Origin of the sequence: Oliverpabstia sp. (assembly GCF_022785585.1) — a bacterium.
GTDB lineage: Bacteria > Bacillota > Clostridia > Lachnospirales > Lachnospiraceae > Oliverpabstia > Oliverpabstia intestinalis.
Genome location: NZ_JALFPR010000151.1, coordinates 1 through 20,139 on the forward strand (window position 1 = coordinate 1; position 20,139 = coordinate 20,139).

Genomic DNA, 20,139 nt, shown 5'->3' on the forward strand with positions numbered 1-20,139 from the left:
CTTAAGTCCGCATGATATCCCGTCTGTGTTACTGTTTACTCCGTTCCAGACATCACGCTGCGCGATACACCGAATCTTTGCTGATCGGTAACTATTCAGTAGCCACTGTCCCGCGAGGTGTTTTAACATGAATATGTCAAAATCCCGAGACATACAAGCCAAAATGCCATCACCGAAGGTGATTTTTTATGCGTTTTGGCTCGTAACTGTGAAGGTACTGAACAGTTACGCTGATCGCATAGATTCGTGCGATATGGCCCGGTTTTTTTGTGACCTTCGCTCACGAAAAACTCCTCGTGGAATATTACCGGATCGCTGCCACAATCGCCCGTTCCATCACATATGCTGCCAGGGTTCCCGCCACATTCAGATCCGCTTCCACATCTCCTGCGGATGCCGCGTAGATACTGTCGCCGTCTGCCATGGTTCCTACAGGGTTGATGCACCGTGCATAGGCATTTCTGGTCATAGATGCGATCTTATTCATCTGTGCTTTATTGAACTTTCCGTTAGTGAACACTGCTCCGATCGTTGTATTGCCGGTAAAGAGATTCTCTCTCCTCCCCATCTTCCAGAGTTCTTCGCAACTGTCACCAAAAGACGTTCTATCTGCCGTAAGAAGTCCGGCGATCTTTTTTCCGGTGGATGGATCAAAGATATCCCCCAGTGCATTGACCGCTACAACAGCTGCCATCCGAAGTTCTCCCAGCTCTACGGCATACATACCGAGACCGGATTTCATCGCACGCTCCATGCCACAGATCTTACCTACTGTAGCACCGGTTCCGGCGCCCACACTGCCGCAGGAAGGATTGCCGCCTGCCAGCGCTTTCTCACAGGCCGCATATCCCATTGCACTGTCCGGCCGGACAGTGGCACTTCCGTAACCCAGGTCATAGATACAGGACTGGCACACCAGCGGAACCCTGGCATAGCCTGTCTCAAACCCGATTCCGTGGTCTTCCAGGCAACGCATCACACCGTCTGCTGCTGCCAGTCCATAGGCGGATCCGCCGGATAAAACGATCGCGTTGATCGGGTTATCCGCTGTAACCGGAGAAGTCAGCGGAGTTTCCCTGGATGCCGGTCCTCCACCACTGATATCCACTCCGACAACCGCACCCTTCTTATCAAATAAAAGTACAGTCACACCGGTTTTTGCCTCGTCACTCTGGACATTACCGATGGAAACCTCCGGCATATCCGTTATTGCTATTTCACGTATTCCCTTCATTACTCTCACTCTCCTGATAAATAGAAATCCTGATACAAGAAGCATGCCGGACTTCCTTCCCGAAATCTTCCGGCATGCTTCTTATCATGTAAAATGTTCTTTTTTGTATCCTCTGATTATTGCTTAGATTCTGTGTAATGCCGCACTCAGCGCTCTTGAGATTGCTCCTGCCAGGATAAAGCAGACGATCGCCTCAATCAGTCCCTGTACACCGACGAATGCCACAACAAAGGTAAACGGGTTACTCACTCCCAGAGATGTCACAAATCCCTGGATATAATCTGTATGATAAAAAATCAGCACAAGCGCACTCATAAAAAACAGAGTGTTCAAAAGCGGGCAGGCAAGACTCGCCACCAGATAGGCACCATTTTTCATTTTTCCGCGGACCGCTTTAAAAATCAGTCCTGTGATCCATCCTTCCAGGAGTCTCGGAACGATACATACCACTGCGGTTCCCAGCGGATTGATGCTGAATAACATGGTTCCGAAAGCACCCATACCGAAGCACTGCATAAAACTGGTGATACCGAATGCCAGTCCGCAGATCGCACCGCCCAAAGGTCCGAGAATCATCGCCCCAACTGCTACCGGTACCGTCAGAAACGTAATAGATAATCCAAGTGTCCGGAAATATCCCAGCGGGGTAAATGCCATAACGAAAATAATGGTCACCATCAGTGCCAGTTCCACCAGATACCGTGTCCGTGATGCATGTGTGTTGTTCATAGTTTCTTTTTTCTCCTCTTCCGTCCGATGAAACGGCATACCACCATAAAATACAGCTATACGTTCCCTGTCTCTCGGCTCATTAAATTATAGAATATTGGGAATAAAACTGAACATCAGATACCTGTGAAATAACAGACATACAAACAGACAGCTGTATAACATCTGCATATTCATACAGCTTCGGATAAGATTTCATGGATCCTCCGCATAGTTGCCGCCTGTAAATGGTCGGCACCATCATCGTTTCCAAGTTTTTAAAAATATTATCAAAATGGTTGATGCGTTTTCACACAGGAATAACGTTCTTTTCTACTATACCATCATTTTCTTAAATAGCAACAAAAATTTCCGGAAAACATTGTATTTCTTTCGGAACATACCGGAACGGAATATCGCTTGTTGCTTGCGTAAATCAAAATTGATCCACCAGACCAATTATTGATATGCAACGCAACAAGAGAAACTATGACTCACGAATTTTACTCGTTATGCGACGTAAAAAAGCGGTACCAGAATCTTTCCCGATTCTGATACCACCCGATTTTAATCTTTAATATAATGTTTCTTTTAATTTTGCAATGGTCTGTTCCCAGTCCGGAACAAGCATATCCTGTTTCTTCACATAGATAACTTTATACATATTATCATATGGAATACGGTCTTTTACCAGTTTGTACTGTAACAGGGATGGAGACTTCGCAAGCAGAGACCACATCTCATCTTCCGGGATGTTATGAGTTACCAGCGGAAGAACATCTTCAGCAAAACTGTACAGTTCCGGAAGGCTCATATCCTTGATCTTTTCCATCATCTTGGTCAGAACGGTTCTCTGACGTTCGGTACGCTGATAATCGGCATTACCGACATAGCGGATACGCGCATAGGCTACTGCCTGTATACCGGAGCAGGTCTTTGTCCCACCTTTTATAAAGTAATAGCTGTTTGGATCCAACTTTCTCAGATTACACATCTCTGTGATGTAATTATTGGCAACTCTCACTTCATCATCGGAAAGTGTCAGTTCCACACCACCCAGCTTGTCAATGATATCGATCATGCTGTTAAAATCAACAGATACATAACGATCCACCTGAACCTTGTAGTTCTGTGTCACTGTTTCCAGAAGCAGCGGACCGGCACCATTGGCATGGGCCGCATTCAGTTTTCTCATACCGATACCGGGAATATTCACATAGGTATCACGCATCAGAGAAATCATGCTGATCTGCTTTTTCTCATAATTCAGAGACATCAGGATCATACTGTCTGAGTTTCCTGCCCAGGACTTGTCACGGCGGTCAACCCCTACCAGCAAAACGTTATATACATTTCCGTCATTTGTAACCGGTTCTGAATCGGCAAACTCGGCCAGTTTTGCATCCAGTTCCCGTTGTTCTTCGTCCGATAAAACTTCTCCGGTTGCATCTTCCGGATTCACTTCATCTTCAGCAGTTGTATCTTCCCCTACGTTTGTAAAGTCTTTCATCGCATCTTCATCCGATGTGTAATTACTGGATCTGTAGAATCCATGAGTAACTCCGTAAACAGCTCCGACCGCACCCAGGATCAGAACTACGATCACTGCAAGAGCAATCAGCAGAGCTTTTTTCTTTGATGAATGTTTTTTCATAATTTTTCCTCATTTGTACTGTCGCATCGCAACAGTTCCGTTACTGAACCACGATTGTCAGTTTTGCTTCGTTGGAACGGTTTCCGTCCGTATCAACGACGTAATACGTCTGCTCATAAGTGCCTGGAGTGTCTTTATCGAATGTGTCTCCGGAAATCTCGATCCGCTTGTACAGAGTTTCTTTGCTGTCCTTATCATCCGTTACACTTTCCACATAAGAGATACGGTTAATCGACTCTCCTTTTTTGATCGTCACACGGTTTGTTGACAGTTTGATCCTCGGAGCTTCCGCCGAAAGATCATCTGTGGAATCGTCTTCCTCACTGTCATCTTCTGATGTTGTGTCAGCGCTTGCCGCCTCCGTGTCAGATCCGGCATCCGGTGTCACTGACGGAGTCGGAGTTGGCGTATCTGTCGCTTCCGGTGTTACAGAAGGCTGTGCATCTGCACTCTCATCTGTTGCCGTTTTCTCTGTGGCATCTGATGTTGCTGCCTGGTCATCTGCAGCCGCACGATACGTTACTACTTTATTTGCTTTTCCCACATTGTTGCGGGAGTCTCTTGCAACATATACAATCGTAGCAGTCTGTCCGTCTTCGTTGGGATATACGCTCTCAACAACCAGGCTTTCTGTCACATCACCATCTTTATTATCTGTCGCTGTCACTCCGTCCAGAAGTCCGTCATAGCTGTCACCTGCTGTATACACGATCTCGTTATCCTGGAACTGGATCTCCGGCGGCGTATTGTCTTCCGAAAACTTCATAAAGCCCACAAAGCCCATCAGTCCAAGACACAGAATCACCATAATTGCTATGATACCTTTTTTCATTTCTTTTTCCACGCCTTCCTCTGTTTAATCTTCATGTCCATACTTGCCGTATTTTCCATATTTTCCATAGTATTTGCCATAATATTTACCGTAGTAGCCCTGTCTGGACATATCTACTTTATTCAGAACAACACCAAGGATCGGACAGTTACTCTTTTCCAGCTGCTGCTTTACCTCCTGTGCAAACCGATAACTGATCACACCGGATTCGATGACGATCATCGCACCATCACATTCTTCCGCGATAATCGCGCTGTCGATAACGCTTCCCAGAGGCGGGGTATCGATCAATATGTAATCATATACTTTTTTGAGGGAATCCAGCATCGCTTTAAAATGACGGCTTCCAAGCAGTTCTGCAGGATTTGGCGGAACCGGTCCGGCAAATATAATGCTCAGATTCTTTACATTGGTGGAGCAGATCACATCGATCAGAGGTGCCTGTTTGGAAAGATAGTGGGTCAGTCCTTTTACAGAACTTCTCACTTTTGTTCTTCCCACCGGTGCAGATTGTCTCATATCCGCATCGATCAGGATCACTTTCTTTTCAGCTTCTGCCATGGAAACTGCCAGATTCATGGTCACACTGCTTTTTCCTTCATTTGGTGTACAGCTTGTTACTGCGATCACTTTTTTATCTTCTCCACAAAACTGGAGATTGGTACGGAGAGACTTATAGGCTTCTGTTCCGCTGTAGTCCATCTCCTGCACTTTAATTTCTACATTTTCCACAGCTTTTTATCTCCTTTTATGTTTTTTCGCACGTTTTTTCTTCTTTTTATCCGTCTGTAACAGAGGAATGGTTCCCAGAGTACTAAGCTGCAGATAACGTTCTACATCCTCTGCTGTCTGAATGGTATCATTCATAATAAAGCGGATCAGGATAATGGCAACTGCGATCATACATCCCAGGACACCACCGATCAGACCATTCTTTGAAACACTCGGACTGTATTTTTCAGCCGGGATATTGGCCTCATCTACAACGTTAACTGCTTCGGAATTCATAACATTCTTGATATGTTCTGCGGCTGTATCACGCACCGCATTGGCAATGTCTCTTGCCATATAAGGATCCTTATCCAGTACGCTGATGGTAATGATACGGGTATCTGTCGTATTGGATACGGAAATCTTTTTTACCAGCTGTTCATGTGTCATATCCAGACCAAGCTGTGCAATGACCGCTTCCGTAACGGTACGGCTCTGGATCATCTCTGCATAGTCTTTTGTCAGCAGGGTACTGGTCTGCATATCTGCGCTGGTCAGTGTATCGTTGTTCTGTTTTGCCAGCACATACATCTTGGTTACGGACTGATACTGAGGGGTGATAAATACTTTCGTTCCTACGATTGCCACCAGACCCAGGACAAGCCCGGACAGGATAATGATTCCCAGGTGACTCAGCAGTACAGAGAAAATCTCCCTCAGATCGATCTCGATCTCATCGTTGTTCATCTGATTTTGTTCCATATTCTTTCTCCTATCTTCCTTCCTCTATGATCTCACGGGGATTTCTGATCAGAATCTTATCTGCATACTCCCGTCCCATAGTCTTCTCCATATATTGGGCACAACGACCCATCTGGGGTTTTCTGTCCCCTGTATTATGTGCATCACTGCCTACAAAATGCAGCAGGTTCTGCTTCATAACCTTTTTACAGAATCTCTTCATACCCCAGCCTTCCACACCGCTGATACTGTCCGCATTCATCTGTATGTATGCGCCCATATCCACCAGCTGTTCGAGATGTTCCAGATTCTTTCTGATAACCGGATAGCGTTCTGCATGTGCAATGATCGGTTCATATCCGTTGCTGATCAGCTCATAACATCTTTCCTGAATAAAACGAAAATCATGTGCTTCGGAAAATTCTGTCAGTACAAACCGCGTATCTCCCATGGTTGGTCTTTTCCCTGCATTCAGAGTTTCTACCATATTCAGATTGGCGTGAAACTCGCATCCCAGAATGAGCCTGAGATCCGGTGCAATCTCTTTTGCTGCCTGCTGAACCTGAAGATACTGCTGCCTGATCTTTTCCATCGGTGCCTCAAACATCCTTCTTCGAAAATGCGAAGTTGCGAAAATCGTCCGCACTCCATCGTTATATTCCATCTGAAGGATCTTTTTTGTGATTTCAATCGTATCCGCACCATCATCCACATGAGGAATAATATGTGTGTGGATATCATACAAACCTTTCATATACTTTCCTTTCTGTTCTTTCTGCTCGCAATCGTTTTTATTATACAAAAGCTTCTTATATTTGACAAGCAAAAGATTGCACAAAAAAATTAACAGAATCTTTTATTGTTGCTGGGCACGGATTGGACAGTAATCTTTTATTTCATGATCCTCCATGCCATCCAGACTCCGGCGATCCCTCCGGTCAGTTTTCCTGCCAGAAGTGCTCCTGTCGCCGGAGCATCCACACCGAGAACAAATCCCAGATGTGCCGCCACCATAGATGTGCCACATACCAGAAGGGCTGCATTCATGACGATTTCTCTTTCGTTCATCCGCTTCATATCTGCGATTACCGGCAGTGCGCTTACTATTCCCACCAGCAATCCTGCCGTACCGTTCCTTCCAAGACCGATTTTTTCTCCGATCCATTCCAGCGGATTCTTTAACAGCCTCTGCAAAATTTCCGCAAATGGCAGACTGCCAAGGAGAACGATTCCGATTGAGGAAACCACCTTCAGTGCCTCATCCAGAGGAGTCAGGCCGGGAAGCAGCTGCAGACCCGTCATATAAGAAAATGCTCCAAGCGCAATTCCTATAGTACCCGCACTGCGGATCACCGTTGCAAATACCCGAAACCCATGGATCATTCCGTCCGGAAACCGGGAAATTCCAAAAACCAGAAGAACCGCAAGAATCAGAACCGGAATGCTCTGAAAAAGCAGTTTTCCCAGAGAAACACCGCACATCAGACCACCTGTCAGGATTCCCACCGGAAGCATGCATAAGCCTGCAAGAATCCCTTTGGCAAACAATGGTTTTTCCCGTTCTCCCAACATTCCCATTCCAACAGGGATCGTGAAAGTAATGGTGCATCCAAGGGTTGCTCCCACGATAATCCCACCGTATCGGCCGATTGCCGGATCCTGTGCCAGTTCTTTACAAAGCTGATAGCCGCCCATATCAATAGCCAGCACACCACCCAGCATCCCAGGATCAAGATGAAGGATCCTGTAAAGCGGAACAATCGTATGTTCCAACCCCAGTGAAAGTAACGGTGTTATACAGATCAACCCAGCCATAGAAAGCGCCGTCGGTCCGAGAAGTTGAAACCCATCCTCGAATCGTCTGCCCAGACCGAACTTATTTCCCGCAAGCTGATCCACGCCGCCGATCAGGGCACAGATTGCCATCACCCACATCATTATCTTATCCATTTTTCGTTCTCCCCCGTCATCTTACTATTATTTTTCCGTACATGTGTGTAATAGCCACAACGTATTTTTCATACAATGAAAGCAAATATGCTGCACATCCCCACAATATTCTCCATCCGCATGCAGTACCACCGGCTGATCCAGTTCCATCACGATCTCAGATCCGTCTTTCACATCAAATCCACGGATTCTTCCCTGTTTTCCCATTGCCAGCAGCGGAAGCAGGAAAAATGTTTTCCATTTTGGTATTCCGGACGCACTGCTCAGAGAAATCTTTCCATCATCCGGTACACTTTCCGGTGCCATCGGAACCCCGCCGCCTTCTGCCCTCAGATTCATGGCGGCAGCAAAGATCATATTTTCATAACTCTCTGTTTCCCCGTCTGTCGTTACATTCGCCTGAAAGGTTCTCATGGAAAACAGAGTCTGAACTGTCAGCATCAGATACGTCAGCTTTCCCAGGTGAAATCTGTTCAGGATCTTTTTCAACTTTGAATGCAACGCCTTCTTACATACAATCGCATCCAGACCGGCACCTGCACTGATACCGAAGATTCTTGGCTTCTCACACCCTTCCCAGCTTACTTTCCCAAGATCGATCCGCTGCAGTTTTTCTCCGTTTTGTTCCTGGTCGATACAGGCTGTGATTTCCCGCAGATCTTCTCTGGTATTCCGAAGGATTCCGAGATTTCTGGCAAAATCGTTACCGGATCCTGTGGGAATCACACCAAGGCGGACACGGTCAAAATCCGTAATGCCATTCAGCACTTCATTGATAGTTCCGTCTCCCCCTACCACCAGCAGATAGATGGGTCCTTCCGGAATCTTTCCACAGATCTGTCCGGCAAGCTTCACTGCATGTTTTTCATAACGGGTCAGATATGCGTTATATGATATTTTATTTTCCTGTAAATATTCTTTTGTTTCCTTCCATACCGCCACTGCACTTCCGGTACCGGCACCGTTATTTACAATAATCTGTATCTTATTCATAATTTATTTTTCCTTTGTTTTTTACTCAATGGTTTTATTGTACCGCAGCCAAAGGCTTTTTACAATCGATAAAATCTGTGCTACAATATTTACCGGATTTAATAATAATCTGTAACACCAATCATATCTTAAAGGAGTTTATTTATTTTATGCAAATTACATTTCCTTCTTATTATAAAAAGTTTTCCTGTATCGCAGATGCCTGTCCGGATACCTGCTGTGCGGGATGGCAGATTATGATCGATGACAAAAGCCTGAGCAAATACCGCCATTTTCAGGGATCTTTCCGGAATCGGCTGCATAACGATATCAACTGGAAAGAACATGCCTTCCGCCAGTACGGGCATCGCTGTGCATTTTTAAATGAAGAAAATCTCTGTGATATGTATATAGAAGCGGGATCCGGGATGCTCTGTGATACCTGCCGCAGATATCCACGGCACATCGAAGAATTCGAGGGTATGCGGGAAATATCCCTGTCCCTCTCCTGTCCGGAAGCAGCACGGATCATCCTCTCCCAAAAAGACCCGGTTACTTTTCGAACTTTTGAAAAAGAAACTGCCGAAGAAACCTATGAAGATTTTGATTACTTTCTGTTCAGCGCACTGATGGATACAAGAGATTATCTGCTCACTGTGCTTCAGGATCGCAATGTTCCGGTACGATATCGGATGGCAAAACTTCTGGTGTGCACCCATGATTTTCAGCTGGCGGTGAATAAACAGGAACTTTTTTCCTGGGAAACGATCCGAGCACGCCATGAACAGTCCGGTTTCTCTTCTGCTTTTCGAAAGAAAATTTCCGGTCGGTGTTTTCCGGATATGGATCGGGTCGATCTGATGAAACAGATCTGGAAAACCATCGTTCCGAAACTGGAGGTTCTCTCACCGGACTGGACCGTTTTTTTAAAGGATACACTGATTTCTTTGTATCACACCTGTCCGGAAGAAACATCCTATATGGAACTTCTCCTTGATTTTCAGGATACTTTCCCGGAATGGCAGATACAGAAAGAACAGTTGCTGGTATACTGGCTGTATACATATTTCTGTGGTGCTGTATATGATGAAAAAATCTTTGCCAAAGGAAAAATGGCGGTGATCTGTACACTCTTCATCGAAGAGCTGGTGCTGGGACTCTATGCCCGGAAACGGGAAAAGCCGGAACCCGGGGAGCTGGTGTCCGTCTGCTACCGATTCTCCAGGGAACTGGAACACTCGGATCAGAACCTGAATACGCTGGAAGAACTGCTGGATCAGGAAGAGGTCTTTTCACTGGAACATCTGATGACACTGTGTAGCATCTGATGGTTGCTGCCGGCATCAAAATTGGTCCTCCGGACCAATTATTGATATATATGCAAAAAAAGCAGGTGGAAATTGTCCAAAAACAATCCCCGCCTGTTCTTTTTTACGCTTTTTATATATAATGATACCAAGGTCAAAAGTTCAGAAATCTGACGCAAGCTTGCTTGCAGGAAGCTTTCTGAACTTGGGACCTGCCAAAAACATGAGTAAGTAGCCATTTTTCAAAGAAAAATGAGCGAATTGCGAATGTTTTTGAGGATTGTGAGAGTACGAAGTACGGAACAATCCGGTATCAAAGGGGGCAAAATACCTTTTGACCCCAACATCATCATATAATTCTGTCACTACACATCAGTACAGCAGGATCGGATATCCCTTATCGATTGTCTCATAGATAATCTTCGCCTGATCCGGCGGCAGATTGATGCAGCCGTGACTTCCTTTGGTTTTATAGGTGTCTCCGCCAAAGCTTGTCTGCCAGCTGGCATCGTGAAGTCCCTGTCCGTAAACAAACGGCATCCAGTAGGTAACCGTGGTATCATATCCATACACATCACTGCTTAAGGTAAACGGACTTGCTTTGTATGCAATCGGCCATGCCCCACGGTATGTTTCTCTTCCTTCTACCGGAAGACCACTGACGATATCAGTCTCTGTCACCAGTGCCCCATTCTTGTACAGCCACAGGTGCTGCTGTTCCAGACTGACTTCTATGTAACTTCCGTTCAGGTCATCCGTTCCGTTTCTGGAATAGCCAGATTTACTGTATACCGGTTCTCTCGTCACAGCTGCCCCACCATCAATATCTGCCAGAAGCTGTGTCAGTTCTCCTTCCTGGTCAACCCGGTAACCATATTCATTACCTTCGATGGTGATCGCTTCACCGCCTGTAGTCGTGAAGGAACGTGGCCGGTAGATAGTATTGTATTTTGTGGCAAGATTCTTGATATACTCCTGCGCCTGTGCGGTATCAACGGATACACTTTCATCGGAAATCACCAGCCAGGAACAGATAGTCGCATTGTCCAGAACCTGAGTTTCTTTTCCGAATGTATACGTTACGGAAACTCCTTTGTACTTTTGCAAAGCAGCATTTAACGTGGTTACTTTTTCCTGTAATTCCTGAGCATCCTGTGTAACAGCTGCTTTCCGGTAGAGATCTGATGTAATATCCACGTTCAGTCCTGTTTTCGGAAAATCCCCTTCAATCTGCGGGCGGATCTGTTCCTCCACATATGCTTCCACAGCTGCCTGATCCATATGATTACCCAGTGTCTCCGGGACTATCACATAAGCACTCTGGTCGCTGTTATATTCCACGTATGCATCGGTTGAATCCACACGGTCTGTGGAAAGCTGAAAGTGTTCCTCCGTCAGTGCTGCAGAAAATGTCTCATCGTTTCGTTCTACCTGATAAGCTACCATAAGATCTTCCTGTTTCGGGAAGAAACCGCCTTCTTTCCAGCGTTTGTCTCTCAGTGTTTCCAGATCCTGTTTCAGCTGTTTTTCGTTGATGCTGTAACCAAGATCACCGAGCGTGGTCTGATAATCCGTTTCCCCGTTTTCCTGAAAAGTAACCGGTACTTTCTTAAAATCATCTGCCAGCATCCCTGCCGTCTCTTCCACACTGCGTCCGGATACATCCTCGCCAAAAATCTTGATCCGGCTTCCCATGGTTTTTGTTCCCATATAGTGTGCATAACCAAACAATCCTGCTACCAGTCCCGCCATAACAAGCAGGCAGACAACCAGCAGGATGATATATATTTTTTTTGACTTTTTTTTACTCTTCATTCGTCTTTCTTCCCTGCCCTTTTTTCTGTTGTTCTGACATCATCTGTCTAGATCCGTAACTGTTCAATGTCTTCACAGTCACGCTTATTATACTATACATTTATGAAAAAGAAATAATGAAAATATAACAATTTTCTTTCTTCATAGAACGCTTTTTTACAGGTTGACGAATCTTTCTGCAGACTGAAATTTATCAGATTATTTCTGTACATATTTCTCTTTCAGTTCTTTCACTTTCGCCAGGTATGCCTGGTCCTGTTTTCTCTTCAGAAGTTCTGCACGGATCGGATCCTTTACTTCAGCAAATCCGGCTTCTTTGGCTTCGTTTTTCTTCTCAACCTTGATCAGATGATAACCAAACTGAGTTTTTACCGGTCCTACCACATGTCCCGGTTCTGCCTGGAAGGCTGCGTCTTCGAATTCTTTCACCATCTGGCCTTTTCCGAATTCACCCAGGTCACCGCCCTGTGCACCGGATGGGCAGGTGGAGGATTCTTTTGCCGCTTCTTCAAAAGTCTTTTCCCCGTTCACGATGGATTCCAGAATAGCTGCACATTTCTCTTCGGAATCGGTCAGGATATGCTTTGCATTTACCGTAGCTCCTTTTACAAACTGTGCTTTGTTCTGTTCATAGTAATCTTTCACTTCCTCATCAGATACACTGACACTCTCGATAGTCTCTTTTAATACCATCTGTACCAGGATATCCTGTCTTGCATTTTCCATTCCTTTTTTATATTCTTCAGTCTCATCAAGCTTCTCATCTTCTCCGCATTTTGCCAGTGCATGGAAAGTGATCAGCTGTTCTTTGCAGTGTTCTTTAAACTGTGGATTGGATGCATATGCCTGCTGCTCCTTCGGCAGGTGTCCGATAAATGCCTGCAGTTCTTCTTCGGTGATCTGGTGTCCGGCTACCACTGCCAGTACGTTCTGTGCCATAATATTTTCTCCTTTGCTTTCCGGATCCGCTGATGTTGTTTGTATCGGATCCTGCGAGGTATTTTGCCACGGGATATCGGTATAACAATTGTTTCCCGTACCATGTCGCGTGGGTTTTATTATAAAAGAAAAGGACAAAATATGCAAGGGCAGGCCATGAAGTGCATGATTTTTCACACACACTCTAAATCAGTTTTCGTTTTCTTGCTTCATTCACCGCCGCTGCTTTTCCGTTCACACCGAGTTTCCGGTAGGTTTCCCGACAATGATACTTCACCGTCACTTCCGCCAACCCCAGCTGTCCGGCTATCTTGTTCATGGAATCTCCCTCTGCCTGCATCCGCAGAATCTTCCGTGCGGTATCGGAAAGTGTGACTTCTCCCTCTGCTTTTATTCTGAGATATCCAGGGTACATCTGCGCCATCCTTTTTCCTTCTTCCAGCACCTGTCTGTGAAAGTGTGGATCGGTCCAGTATATCTCTTCCCTGCTTTTTTTCAGAAGGGGCAGCCACAGACCAGCCTCTTTTGTCAGGATCCTGACAAAATGATAGGATTCAGCTTCGCTGACAGCCTCCTGCAACAGATTCTTCCACTCTTTCCGATCCATCTTATAACAGGTCACTGCCAGAAGTAACGTACTTTCTATCCGGATATATGTCCGTTCCATCTCTTTTGCATAGTAGAGCAGCTGCTGTAACAAATTATATGCTGCCTCGTATCTTCCCTGTTGCAGATAGACACGCACCTTTGTTACATATCGGAATCGTTCCAGAATATAGAACTCTCTGTTTTCATCCGGTGCGCTCTCAAGCCACGCCAGGATCTCCGCTGTATCTCCCCGATACAGATGCAACCGGCACAAAAATGTATCTATGTTCGCAATCAGCTTCGGTGCTTCTTTTTTACATCGTTCCCGAAAAGTCTGCATCACATGAAGCGCCTCTTCCAGATCCTGACGAATCAGATACATCCAGCAAAGGAGTCCATTTGCTACGAAGACCTGTTCGATTTTTCCTCCGCTTTCCGCCTGCATCCGTCCTTTCTGGATCAGTGCCATCACCTCATAATCATCCTGTCCTTTTTCCAGATAGCTTTCTGCCAGTGCCAGCGGAACCAGCCCTTTTCCATACTTTCCAAGCACAAATTCTATGATCTTTCCAAGGCTTACGGCCAGTTCTCTGTCCTTGCGGCTCCACTCACAGAAGTCTTTTCCTCCATTCATCATCGAGGGCAGATTGCTGGTTACAGAGAGTTCCGGGATGTGTACTTTCCGGTCGGTGATCAGGACACCTGCCGCCCGCAACAGCTCCGTCATTCCGCTGATGCCACGATGGGGAAGGGAAATATCCAACGTGATCAGCCGTCCTCTGGCTTCCCGTGCATCACTTCCCTCTGCCCGTTTCTGATATTCTTCCAGTTCATGATACCAGCGCTCACTTTCATCCACATTCATAAGAATCGACTGCAACAGGCTCATTCCCATCATAAGTACCGGATTCTCCCGGATCAGATCCTCCGGAAGCTCCAGATAATAATTTCGCAGTTCATAATAATTACCGATAGTTGCATTTTCCCTGGCATTCGCCACCAGCAGCCGGAAGATACTGTCTGTATCATCGTATACCTTGTACATTTCCAGTGCTTTGGCAATCTCGCCCTCCATCTCATAATACAGACCTGCGTTATAATACAGACGGCTGATCTGTTCCGGAGAGCGTTTTTTATGCAGCCGCTGTTCCATAGACCAGCGCATGGCATCCTTGCAACGCCAGACACCGTCTTTTTCCCCCATTTTTGCAAAAAAATTGCCGGTTTCCATCCCCTGTGCCAGCATATGCTCCACATGTTTGTTTCCGGTGATCATCGCCGCCAGACTCACCGTAAAATCTTTGACAATGGAAATATCCATAAAAAATTCCTGCAGTTCTGTATCCCACTGATCATATACATGACTCTCCAGGTACGTCCAGACCGTACGCATCGTGGCTTCCAGATTCCCGTTTTCCATCACAAAGATCCGCAGGGACATGGGATTCCCTCTTCCCACAGCCCATGCTTTTTCCAGCTGTTCCTCTGACACCTGCAGTCCATATCTTTCCAGATACTCATCCTGCTGTTCTCTTGTCAGGCAAAAATCTTCTTCCCCGATCATTACGAAAGAATATTTCATCCGAAGGGACAGAAGCCACGCCGGAAATGGGGCACGGGAGATCAGTACCACCCACAGATCATTTCGTTCCATCCATTCCTGGATTTTCTGATAATAAGCATCTTTCAGCCGGATATCCGAGATTGCGTAAAGATCATCCAGCACGATCACCGGTGCCGTGATTTTTTCACTCTCCAGATCATCCGGCGTCGTATTCAGTGCAGAGACATAAAAATATTCTTTTTTCTCGAGAAAATGCCGGATCAGAGAAGTTTTCCCCACGCCGGTAACACCATACAGATAAGCAGGAAGTCCCGCCTGATACGCCATCCGTAATTTTTTTTCGGCCGCTGCCGGCCACAGATATACGTCTCCAGTTGTTCTCATCATGCTTCTCCCCCTGTACTATGTTCTTCATTTTTTCTGCAACGGCAGAATATTTCGCCGGGAAGGAACAACATTTTTTCAAATTCTTTTGCACTCAGCGGCATGGAAAACCAGTTCCCCTGTACATGATCGCACCCGGAAGTTTTCAGTACCTCTACCTGTCTTGCCGATTCCACGCCTTCACAGAGAACCTGGAAACCGAGGCTTTTCAACATCCCGATCATCTGTCGCAGAAAACCGATACCACGGTAATCTTTTTCACACTTTTCCATGAACCCGCGTCCCAGTTTTACATCATTTAACGGGACATCTGCAATCAGATTAATAAAAGAAGATCCCACACCGAAGTTATCCAGTGCTGTATGGAAACCGGCCTCCTGTAGAGAACGCAGAAGATCTTTGATATTTTCATACCGGATCGTATCCGTCTCCTTCAGTTCCATCTCCAGCATCCCGGGATCCACTTTATATTTTTCCAGAATCTCCAGATACCGTCTGGTTGTCTGTGGATCTTCCGCATGCAGCGCTGATACATTGACCGAAACCGGCACCGGTGTGATTCCGCTTCTTTTTGTTTTTTCCAGAAATGCGGCCACCTGTTCAAATACATAAAAATCAAGTTCCACGATTTTTCCATTTTTTTCATAAAACGGAAGGAAATGTTCCGGTCTCACCACGATACCGTCAGGTCTTCGCCAGCGCACCAGAGCCTCTGCTCCCACAATCTTATAATTATGTAACGAAATCTTCGGCTGGAAATAGATCTCGAACTCCCGCTTTTCCATGGTCTCATCCATCAGCAGTTTTACTGCGGTTTCTCCCTTGTTTCCGGTATCTAAAGGGATCAGTTTTTCCCCTACTGCATACTGGTTTCTTCCCGCAATCTTCGCCCGGTACAAAGCAAGATCTGCATGTTCAAGAAGCTGTTCGTAACTGTAATCGCCCAAACCTCCCGGCAGAAAGCAGACACCAACACTGCAGCTCATGACAAAATCTCTTTTTGAAAACGTCAGTTTTCCCACTCTTTTCACCAGTTCACTGACTTTCTTTTCCAGTGCTTCCCGGCTGATTTCCTTTAAAAACACGACGAATTCATCTCCACCGGTACGGATCAGAATATCCTCTTTGCGGAAAAAGCTCTGCAAAAATCCGGAAAATCCAATCAGCACTTCATCCCCGAACAGATGACCATACACATCATTTACATTTTTAAAATGATCCACATCCAGCATCAGAAGGCCGGAAGAAGCATCCATCCGTTTCTCCCGCAGGTACTCGTTCACCAGAAGCTTTCCGGTATCATGGTTATACAGTCCTGTCATGGAATCTCTTCTTGCCTTATCTTCCAGAAGTTCTTCTCTTTTCCGTATCTCCGTGATATCTCTGATGCAACCGATCACCGACTGGTCACCTACCTCCTTCTGCAATGCATCCAGAAGTACTCTCTTGTAGTGACCCTTTTCCAGAAGCTTCAGTTCCACCGTTCCCAGAGTCTGTCCGAGAAGAAACTCACGCATCTTCTGCACATCTTCCGGATGGATCGTACATATCTGACCCAGCTGACCGAGAAATGGCATAATTCCTTTTTCTTCTTCCAGTTGCTCATTATACAGAACCATTCGATCGCTATCCGGGAAATACTCAAAGACAGAGATTCCCGCATATTTCATCAGTACTTTTAATTTATCCATCCGTTTTTTTCCGGACAGAAAACTTTTTTCTGTATCGTTTATCCTATCTTTTTCCATATATTTTCCCACACTCTTTCTTGAATTTCACCTTTTGTATAATTATAGCAAACGTAAAAGAAAAAAAGAACTATCCAATTGAATAGTTCTTCCTTGTCTTTTCTCATCTTTTTGTTCAGGACTCTTTTATTCCGAAAACCGTCAGTGCCTGACGCGGTGAAATGCCGAGTCCACCTACGCTGATCAACGTATCCTCTGCCTCTAACAAAAGATTTCCCTTCTGAAATCTGACAATCATGCGACCTCCGCTTAAGCCGTCCATCCGCCGGATCTCCATCTCAAGGCTATTGACGGTACGCCATGCAGCTGATCCTGCGTAAATATGACCGTCTGTTTCACTGTAGGCGAAGTCCTTACGCATAGAAAGGACGAATTCCTTTTCTTTTCCACCTTCCACTACTTTCCAGTACATCTTATCGCTTCCAAAAGCAAACCGCATCTCCTGGATCGGACTCGTCTCAAACTGAAACAGCCCGCTTCCGCCAATCAGAACTTCAGCAGAATCCGGCAGCCGGTCGTTCAGAACCGGAACAGACACATACACATGCTTACTTACTTTTTCCTCCATAAAAGGATTTCTCGTTCCTCTGCGTGGTGGAAGAGCAAGCTGTGCAGTATACTCTTTTACAGTTTCTGCAAGCGGTGACGGTGCCAGCTCTCCAGCCTCTTTCTGTACATAGGGAATCAGATCCTCCTGCAGTGCGCTCAATTCCTCCTGTGTCTGCTCTGTGGATGACGTCAGAATCACAATCAAATCAAGATCCGGGAACACAACCCCAAACTGGCCATACGCTCCATCCGCGCGGAAAGAGCCAGGATATCGTCCCATCCAGCACTGATAACCGTAGCCCTGTGCCCAGTCTTTTACATGTCCTTCGGAATCGCCTTCTGTCTCAATCTGCTTGTGGCAGGCGCGTTCGAACCATTCTTTTCGAAGCAGCTGTTTTCCTTCCCACTCTCCCTGTCTGGACAGAAAATACGTAAATTTTGCCATATCTTCCGTCACCATCTTCATACCTCCTCCGCCAAGCTCTGTTCCGTCGCCGAGCAATGCACAGGTCAGAGAAGTGATTCCAAGTGGTTCCAACAGACGCGGTTTCAGAAACTCTGTCACATTCTGCCCTGTCTTTCTCCGCAGAACCGCAGCCAGCATGTTGGTTCCTGCTGTATTATATTTATAAAATGTTCCCGGCTCATGGAGTACCGGATGATGCAGAAATGTAGAGATCCAGTTTTCGGAATTGTCCGAAATCTCCGTCTCGTGACCGCATCCCATGATCAGCAGATGGTGCAGGGTGATTTTTTTAAGATATTCGGAAGGATGTTCCGGCAACAGTTCCGGAAAAATATCGACAATTTTCTCATCAACAGATAAAATTCCTTCCTGCTGTGCAAAACCAATCGCCGTAGCCGTCAACGATTTGCTGAACGAATACAACGGATGGCGGAATTTTTCATCATATGGTTTCCACCATCCCTTTGCCGCACACTGTCCATGGCGAAGCACCATAAAACTATGTAGTTCGATTTGATTTTGTTCCATCCTGTCAAGAAATTTCATAATTCCTTTGGAGCTGATTCCAACTGATTCCGGTGTCACATCTTTAAAGTATCCCATTTTTTATCTCTCCTTAATCGCAAACTTCTCCATAATAAGCATTCTGTCGTACCTGCCACTTATCTTACATTACTTCCCCGATATATATATGTTTAAAATATCATATTTGATAGTAAATGTCAATTCACAAGACACACAAATCTCATTTTCTGAGCAAGGCATATTCTCTTTCCGAATAAAGTATATCATATAATATCATTTGCCGGTGAACGCTAATATAAGTGACAACACCAAAAGAGAGATTTTCATAAAAAAGGCTATGAGTATTTTATGGGTATAAAATACCCTGCCAGCTTTCACTAGCAGGGTTGGTTGGAATCTTTACTTGTAAAGGTCTTCCAGCGTTATTAGCCGAACTTCACCTCTCTCTTGTGCCTGAAGAAGTCCATCTGTGAATCCGCCTTTTGAGAAGATATAGTAGTAATAGTTGTTACCTTTTCCGAAGACTGAGGCATAATCCCGAATCAAATCGAGTTCATCCACACCAATTTTCTCATTTCTGTACTTACACGAACCAATGATATAGTCCTTACCCTCAACGGGTGTTCCAACAATATCAATCTGTGTCTGCTTTTTCTTCTTCGGGTCCGTACCCCACCACTTGCCGATTTCACTCAGTTCAATAGGGAGACTGTCCGAATAATAGAGCAGGTAATCCTGACACATCTTCTCAAAAATCAGGCCCATGTAATCCGGAAGATACTGTTTTACAGCGTGTGGATAGATCTTTGCAATTCTACCAGAGTCAATGGCACTCATATTGATTGGCACAAACCGATACCAGAAACGAAAAAAGTTATCAGCCAGCAGATAGATGGTTTTCTTACCCGGTTTTTCTGTAATCGGTGTTTCTTTCTTAGCAATGCCAAGGTCGATCAGCGTTTTCAGGTACTTAGATACAACCGAATTCTCCTCGCCGACCTTCATCTTGATATCGTTCATTCGGGAAGCACCTTCTGCAATCGCTTTGATGATTGCATTATAAATGGCTGGCTCCCGAAGTTCCTGCTTCAGCAGATTGCCCGGTTCCTCATACAGATAGCTGGAACGGTCAAAGAAATTATCCAGCAGAGCTTCATCCACACTATCTCGCACATCCAGCTTATTAATATAGTGGGGAACTCCCCCCGTGATTCCATAAATCAGGGAATTATCTTCTGCTGACAGATTTGGGTGGAACACAGCGGTTTCCTTATAGTCCAGCGGCTCAATCTTAAACTGGCCAGTACGCCTGCCATACAGCGGACTTTCCTTGCCAAGCACCTGACTCTCCATGAAGCTCATAGAGGAGCCGCAAAGAATCAGGTACATCTTGGACTCTGTCCATTTGTGGTCGATGATGTGCTGCAGCATCGCTGAAATAGCTGGTTTTGC

16 protein-coding genes are annotated in these 20,139 nt (G+C 45.6%); 1 reads left to right on the forward strand and 15 read right to left on the reverse strand.

What is annotated here, in order from left to right; genetic code table 11:
• Positions 1-304 precede the first annotated feature (304 nt).
• From MSA64_RS10550 to MSA64_RS10590, 9 genes are all read right to left on the reverse strand, one after another.
• Positions 305-1,234 (reverse strand): P1 family peptidase, encoded by a 930-nt coding sequence (locus MSA64_RS10550; protein ID WP_287891561.1) that lies wholly within the window; start codon positions 1,232-1,234, stop codon positions 305-307.
• A gap of 123 nt (positions 1,235-1,357) precedes the next feature.
• Positions 1,358-1,963, reverse strand: coding sequence for an ECF transporter S component (locus MSA64_RS10555; RefSeq protein WP_022170784.1), 606 nt, complete (start codon positions 1,961-1,963; stop codon positions 1,358-1,360).
• Between the two features lie 553 nt (positions 1,964-2,516).
• Positions 2,517-3,596 carry an LCP family protein gene (locus tag MSA64_RS10560; protein ID WP_287891562.1) on the reverse strand — a complete coding sequence of 360 codons (1,080 nt, stop codon included), beginning with the start codon at positions 3,594-3,596 and terminating at the stop codon, positions 2,517-2,519.
• A gap of 40 nt (positions 3,597-3,636) precedes the next feature.
• Entirely contained in the window at positions 3,637-4,440 is an 804-nt protein-coding gene (locus tag MSA64_RS10565) for a hypothetical protein (RefSeq protein ID WP_154432868.1), read from the reverse strand.
• Positions 4,441-4,452: 12 nt separating this feature from the next.
• Positions 4,453-5,160 (reverse strand): CpsD/CapB family tyrosine-protein kinase, encoded by a 708-nt coding sequence (locus tag MSA64_RS10570; RefSeq protein WP_287891563.1) that lies wholly within the window; start codon positions 5,158-5,160, stop codon positions 4,453-4,455.
• Between the two features lie 6 nt (positions 5,161-5,166).
• Positions 5,167-5,901, reverse strand: coding sequence for a YveK family protein (locus MSA64_RS10575; protein ID WP_118567341.1), 735 nt, complete (start codon positions 5,899-5,901; stop codon positions 5,167-5,169).
• A gap of 10 nt (positions 5,902-5,911) precedes the next feature.
• Complete coding sequence (locus tag MSA64_RS10580; protein ID WP_287891564.1) at positions 5,912-6,634, reverse strand: CpsB/CapC family capsule biosynthesis tyrosine phosphatase; 723 nt, start codon at positions 6,632-6,634, stop codon at positions 5,912-5,914.
• 137 nt (positions 6,635-6,771) lie between these two features.
• Positions 6,772-7,830: an ethanolamine utilization protein EutH gene (locus MSA64_RS10585; RefSeq protein ID WP_287891565.1), complete on the reverse strand. Its 1,059-nt coding sequence runs from the start codon at positions 7,828-7,830 to the stop codon at positions 6,772-6,774.
• A 27-nt stretch (positions 7,831-7,857) separates the two neighbouring features.
• Positions 7,858-8,823 carry a diacylglycerol/lipid kinase family protein gene (locus MSA64_RS10590; RefSeq protein WP_154432865.1) on the reverse strand — a complete coding sequence of 322 codons (966 nt, stop codon included), beginning with the start codon at positions 8,821-8,823 and terminating at the stop codon, positions 7,858-7,860.
• A gap of 149 nt (positions 8,824-8,972) precedes the next feature.
• Between MSA64_RS10590 and fliB the strand changes: the two genes are divergently transcribed.
• A complete protein-coding gene (fliB, locus tag MSA64_RS10595) occupies positions 8,973-10,130 on the forward strand; it encodes a flagellin lysine-N-methylase (protein ID WP_277663859.1) in 1,158 nt (385 codons plus the stop codon).
• A gap of 351 nt (positions 10,131-10,481) precedes the next feature.
• On the opposite strand, the gene MSA64_RS10600 is transcribed toward fliB, so the two are convergent.
• From MSA64_RS10600 to MSA64_RS10625, 6 genes are all read right to left on the reverse strand, one after another.
• A complete protein-coding gene (locus MSA64_RS10600; protein WP_287891566.1) occupies positions 10,482-11,924 on the reverse strand; it encodes a L,D-transpeptidase family protein in 1,443 nt (480 codons plus the stop codon).
• 198 nt (positions 11,925-12,122) lie between these two features.
• Positions 12,123-12,863, reverse strand: coding sequence for a peptidylprolyl isomerase (locus MSA64_RS10605; RefSeq protein ID WP_118573943.1), 741 nt, complete (start codon positions 12,861-12,863; stop codon positions 12,123-12,125).
• Positions 12,864-13,047: 184 nt separating this feature from the next.
• Positions 13,048-15,402, reverse strand: a complete 2,355-nt coding sequence (locus MSA64_RS10610) for a LuxR C-terminal-related transcriptional regulator (RefSeq protein WP_287891567.1) — start codon at positions 15,400-15,402, stop codon at positions 13,048-13,050.
• Positions 15,399-17,090, reverse strand: coding sequence for a putative bifunctional diguanylate cyclase/phosphodiesterase (locus tag MSA64_RS10615; protein WP_287891568.1), 1,692 nt, complete (start codon positions 17,088-17,090; stop codon positions 15,399-15,401). Before MSA64_RS10615 ends, MSA64_RS10610 begins: the two co-directional genes overlap by 4 nt.
• 172 nt (positions 17,091-17,262) lie before the next feature.
• Positions 17,263-18,765, reverse strand: a complete 1,503-nt coding sequence (locus MSA64_RS10620) for a serine hydrolase domain-containing protein (RefSeq protein WP_277663863.1) — start codon at positions 18,763-18,765, stop codon at positions 17,263-17,265.
• Between the two features lie 321 nt (positions 18,766-19,086).
• A partial coding sequence (locus MSA64_RS10625) for an ATP-binding protein (RefSeq protein ID WP_287891569.1) occupies positions 19,087-20,139 on the reverse strand: 1,053 nt, incomplete at its 5' end.

Excerpts from the sequence above, each read along its gene's own strand:
- MSA64_RS10580 (WP_287891564.1), bottom strand. The coding sequence starts at position 6,634 with ATGAAAGGTTTGTATGATATCCACACACATATTATTCCTCATGTGGAT.
- MSA64_RS10605 (WP_118573943.1), bottom strand. The coding sequence starts at position 12,863 with ATGGCACAGAACGTACTGGCAGTGGTAGCCGGACACCAGATCACCGAA.
- fliB (WP_277663859.1), top strand. The coding sequence starts at position 8,973 with ATGCAAATTACATTTCCTTCTTATTATAAAAAGTTTTCCTGTATCGCA.
- MSA64_RS10550 (WP_287891561.1), bottom strand. The coding sequence starts at position 1,234 with ATGAAGGGAATACGTGAAATAGCAATAACGGATATGCCGGAGGTTTCC.
- MSA64_RS10590 (WP_154432865.1), bottom strand. The coding sequence starts at position 8,823 with ATGAATAAGATACAGATTATTGTAAATAACGGTGCCGGTACCGGAAGT.
- MSA64_RS10610 (WP_287891567.1), bottom strand. The coding sequence starts at position 15,402 with ATGATGAGAACAACTGGAGACGTATATCTGTGGCCGGCAGCGGCCGAA.
- MSA64_RS10555 (WP_022170784.1), bottom strand. The coding sequence starts at position 1,963 with ATGAACAACACACATGCATCACGGACACGGTATCTGGTGGAACTGGCA.
- MSA64_RS10560 (WP_287891562.1), bottom strand. The coding sequence starts at position 3,596 with ATGAAAAAACATTCATCAAAGAAAAAAGCTCTGCTGATTGCTCTTGCA.
- MSA64_RS10600 (WP_287891566.1), bottom strand. The coding sequence starts at position 11,924 with ATGAAGAGTAAAAAAAAGTCAAAAAAAATATATATCATCCTGCTGGTT.
- MSA64_RS10585 (WP_287891565.1), bottom strand. The coding sequence starts at position 7,830 with ATGGATAAGATAATGATGTGGGTGATGGCAATCTGTGCCCTGATCGGC.
- MSA64_RS10620 (WP_277663863.1), bottom strand. The coding sequence starts at position 18,765 with ATGGGATACTTTAAAGATGTGACACCGGAATCAGTTGGAATCAGCTCC.
- MSA64_RS10575 (WP_118567341.1), bottom strand. The coding sequence starts at position 5,901 with ATGGAACAAAATCAGATGAACAACGATGAGATCGAGATCGATCTGAGG.
- MSA64_RS10615 (WP_287891568.1), bottom strand. The coding sequence starts at position 17,090 with ATGGATAAATTAAAAGTACTGATGAAATATGCGGGAATCTCTGTCTTT.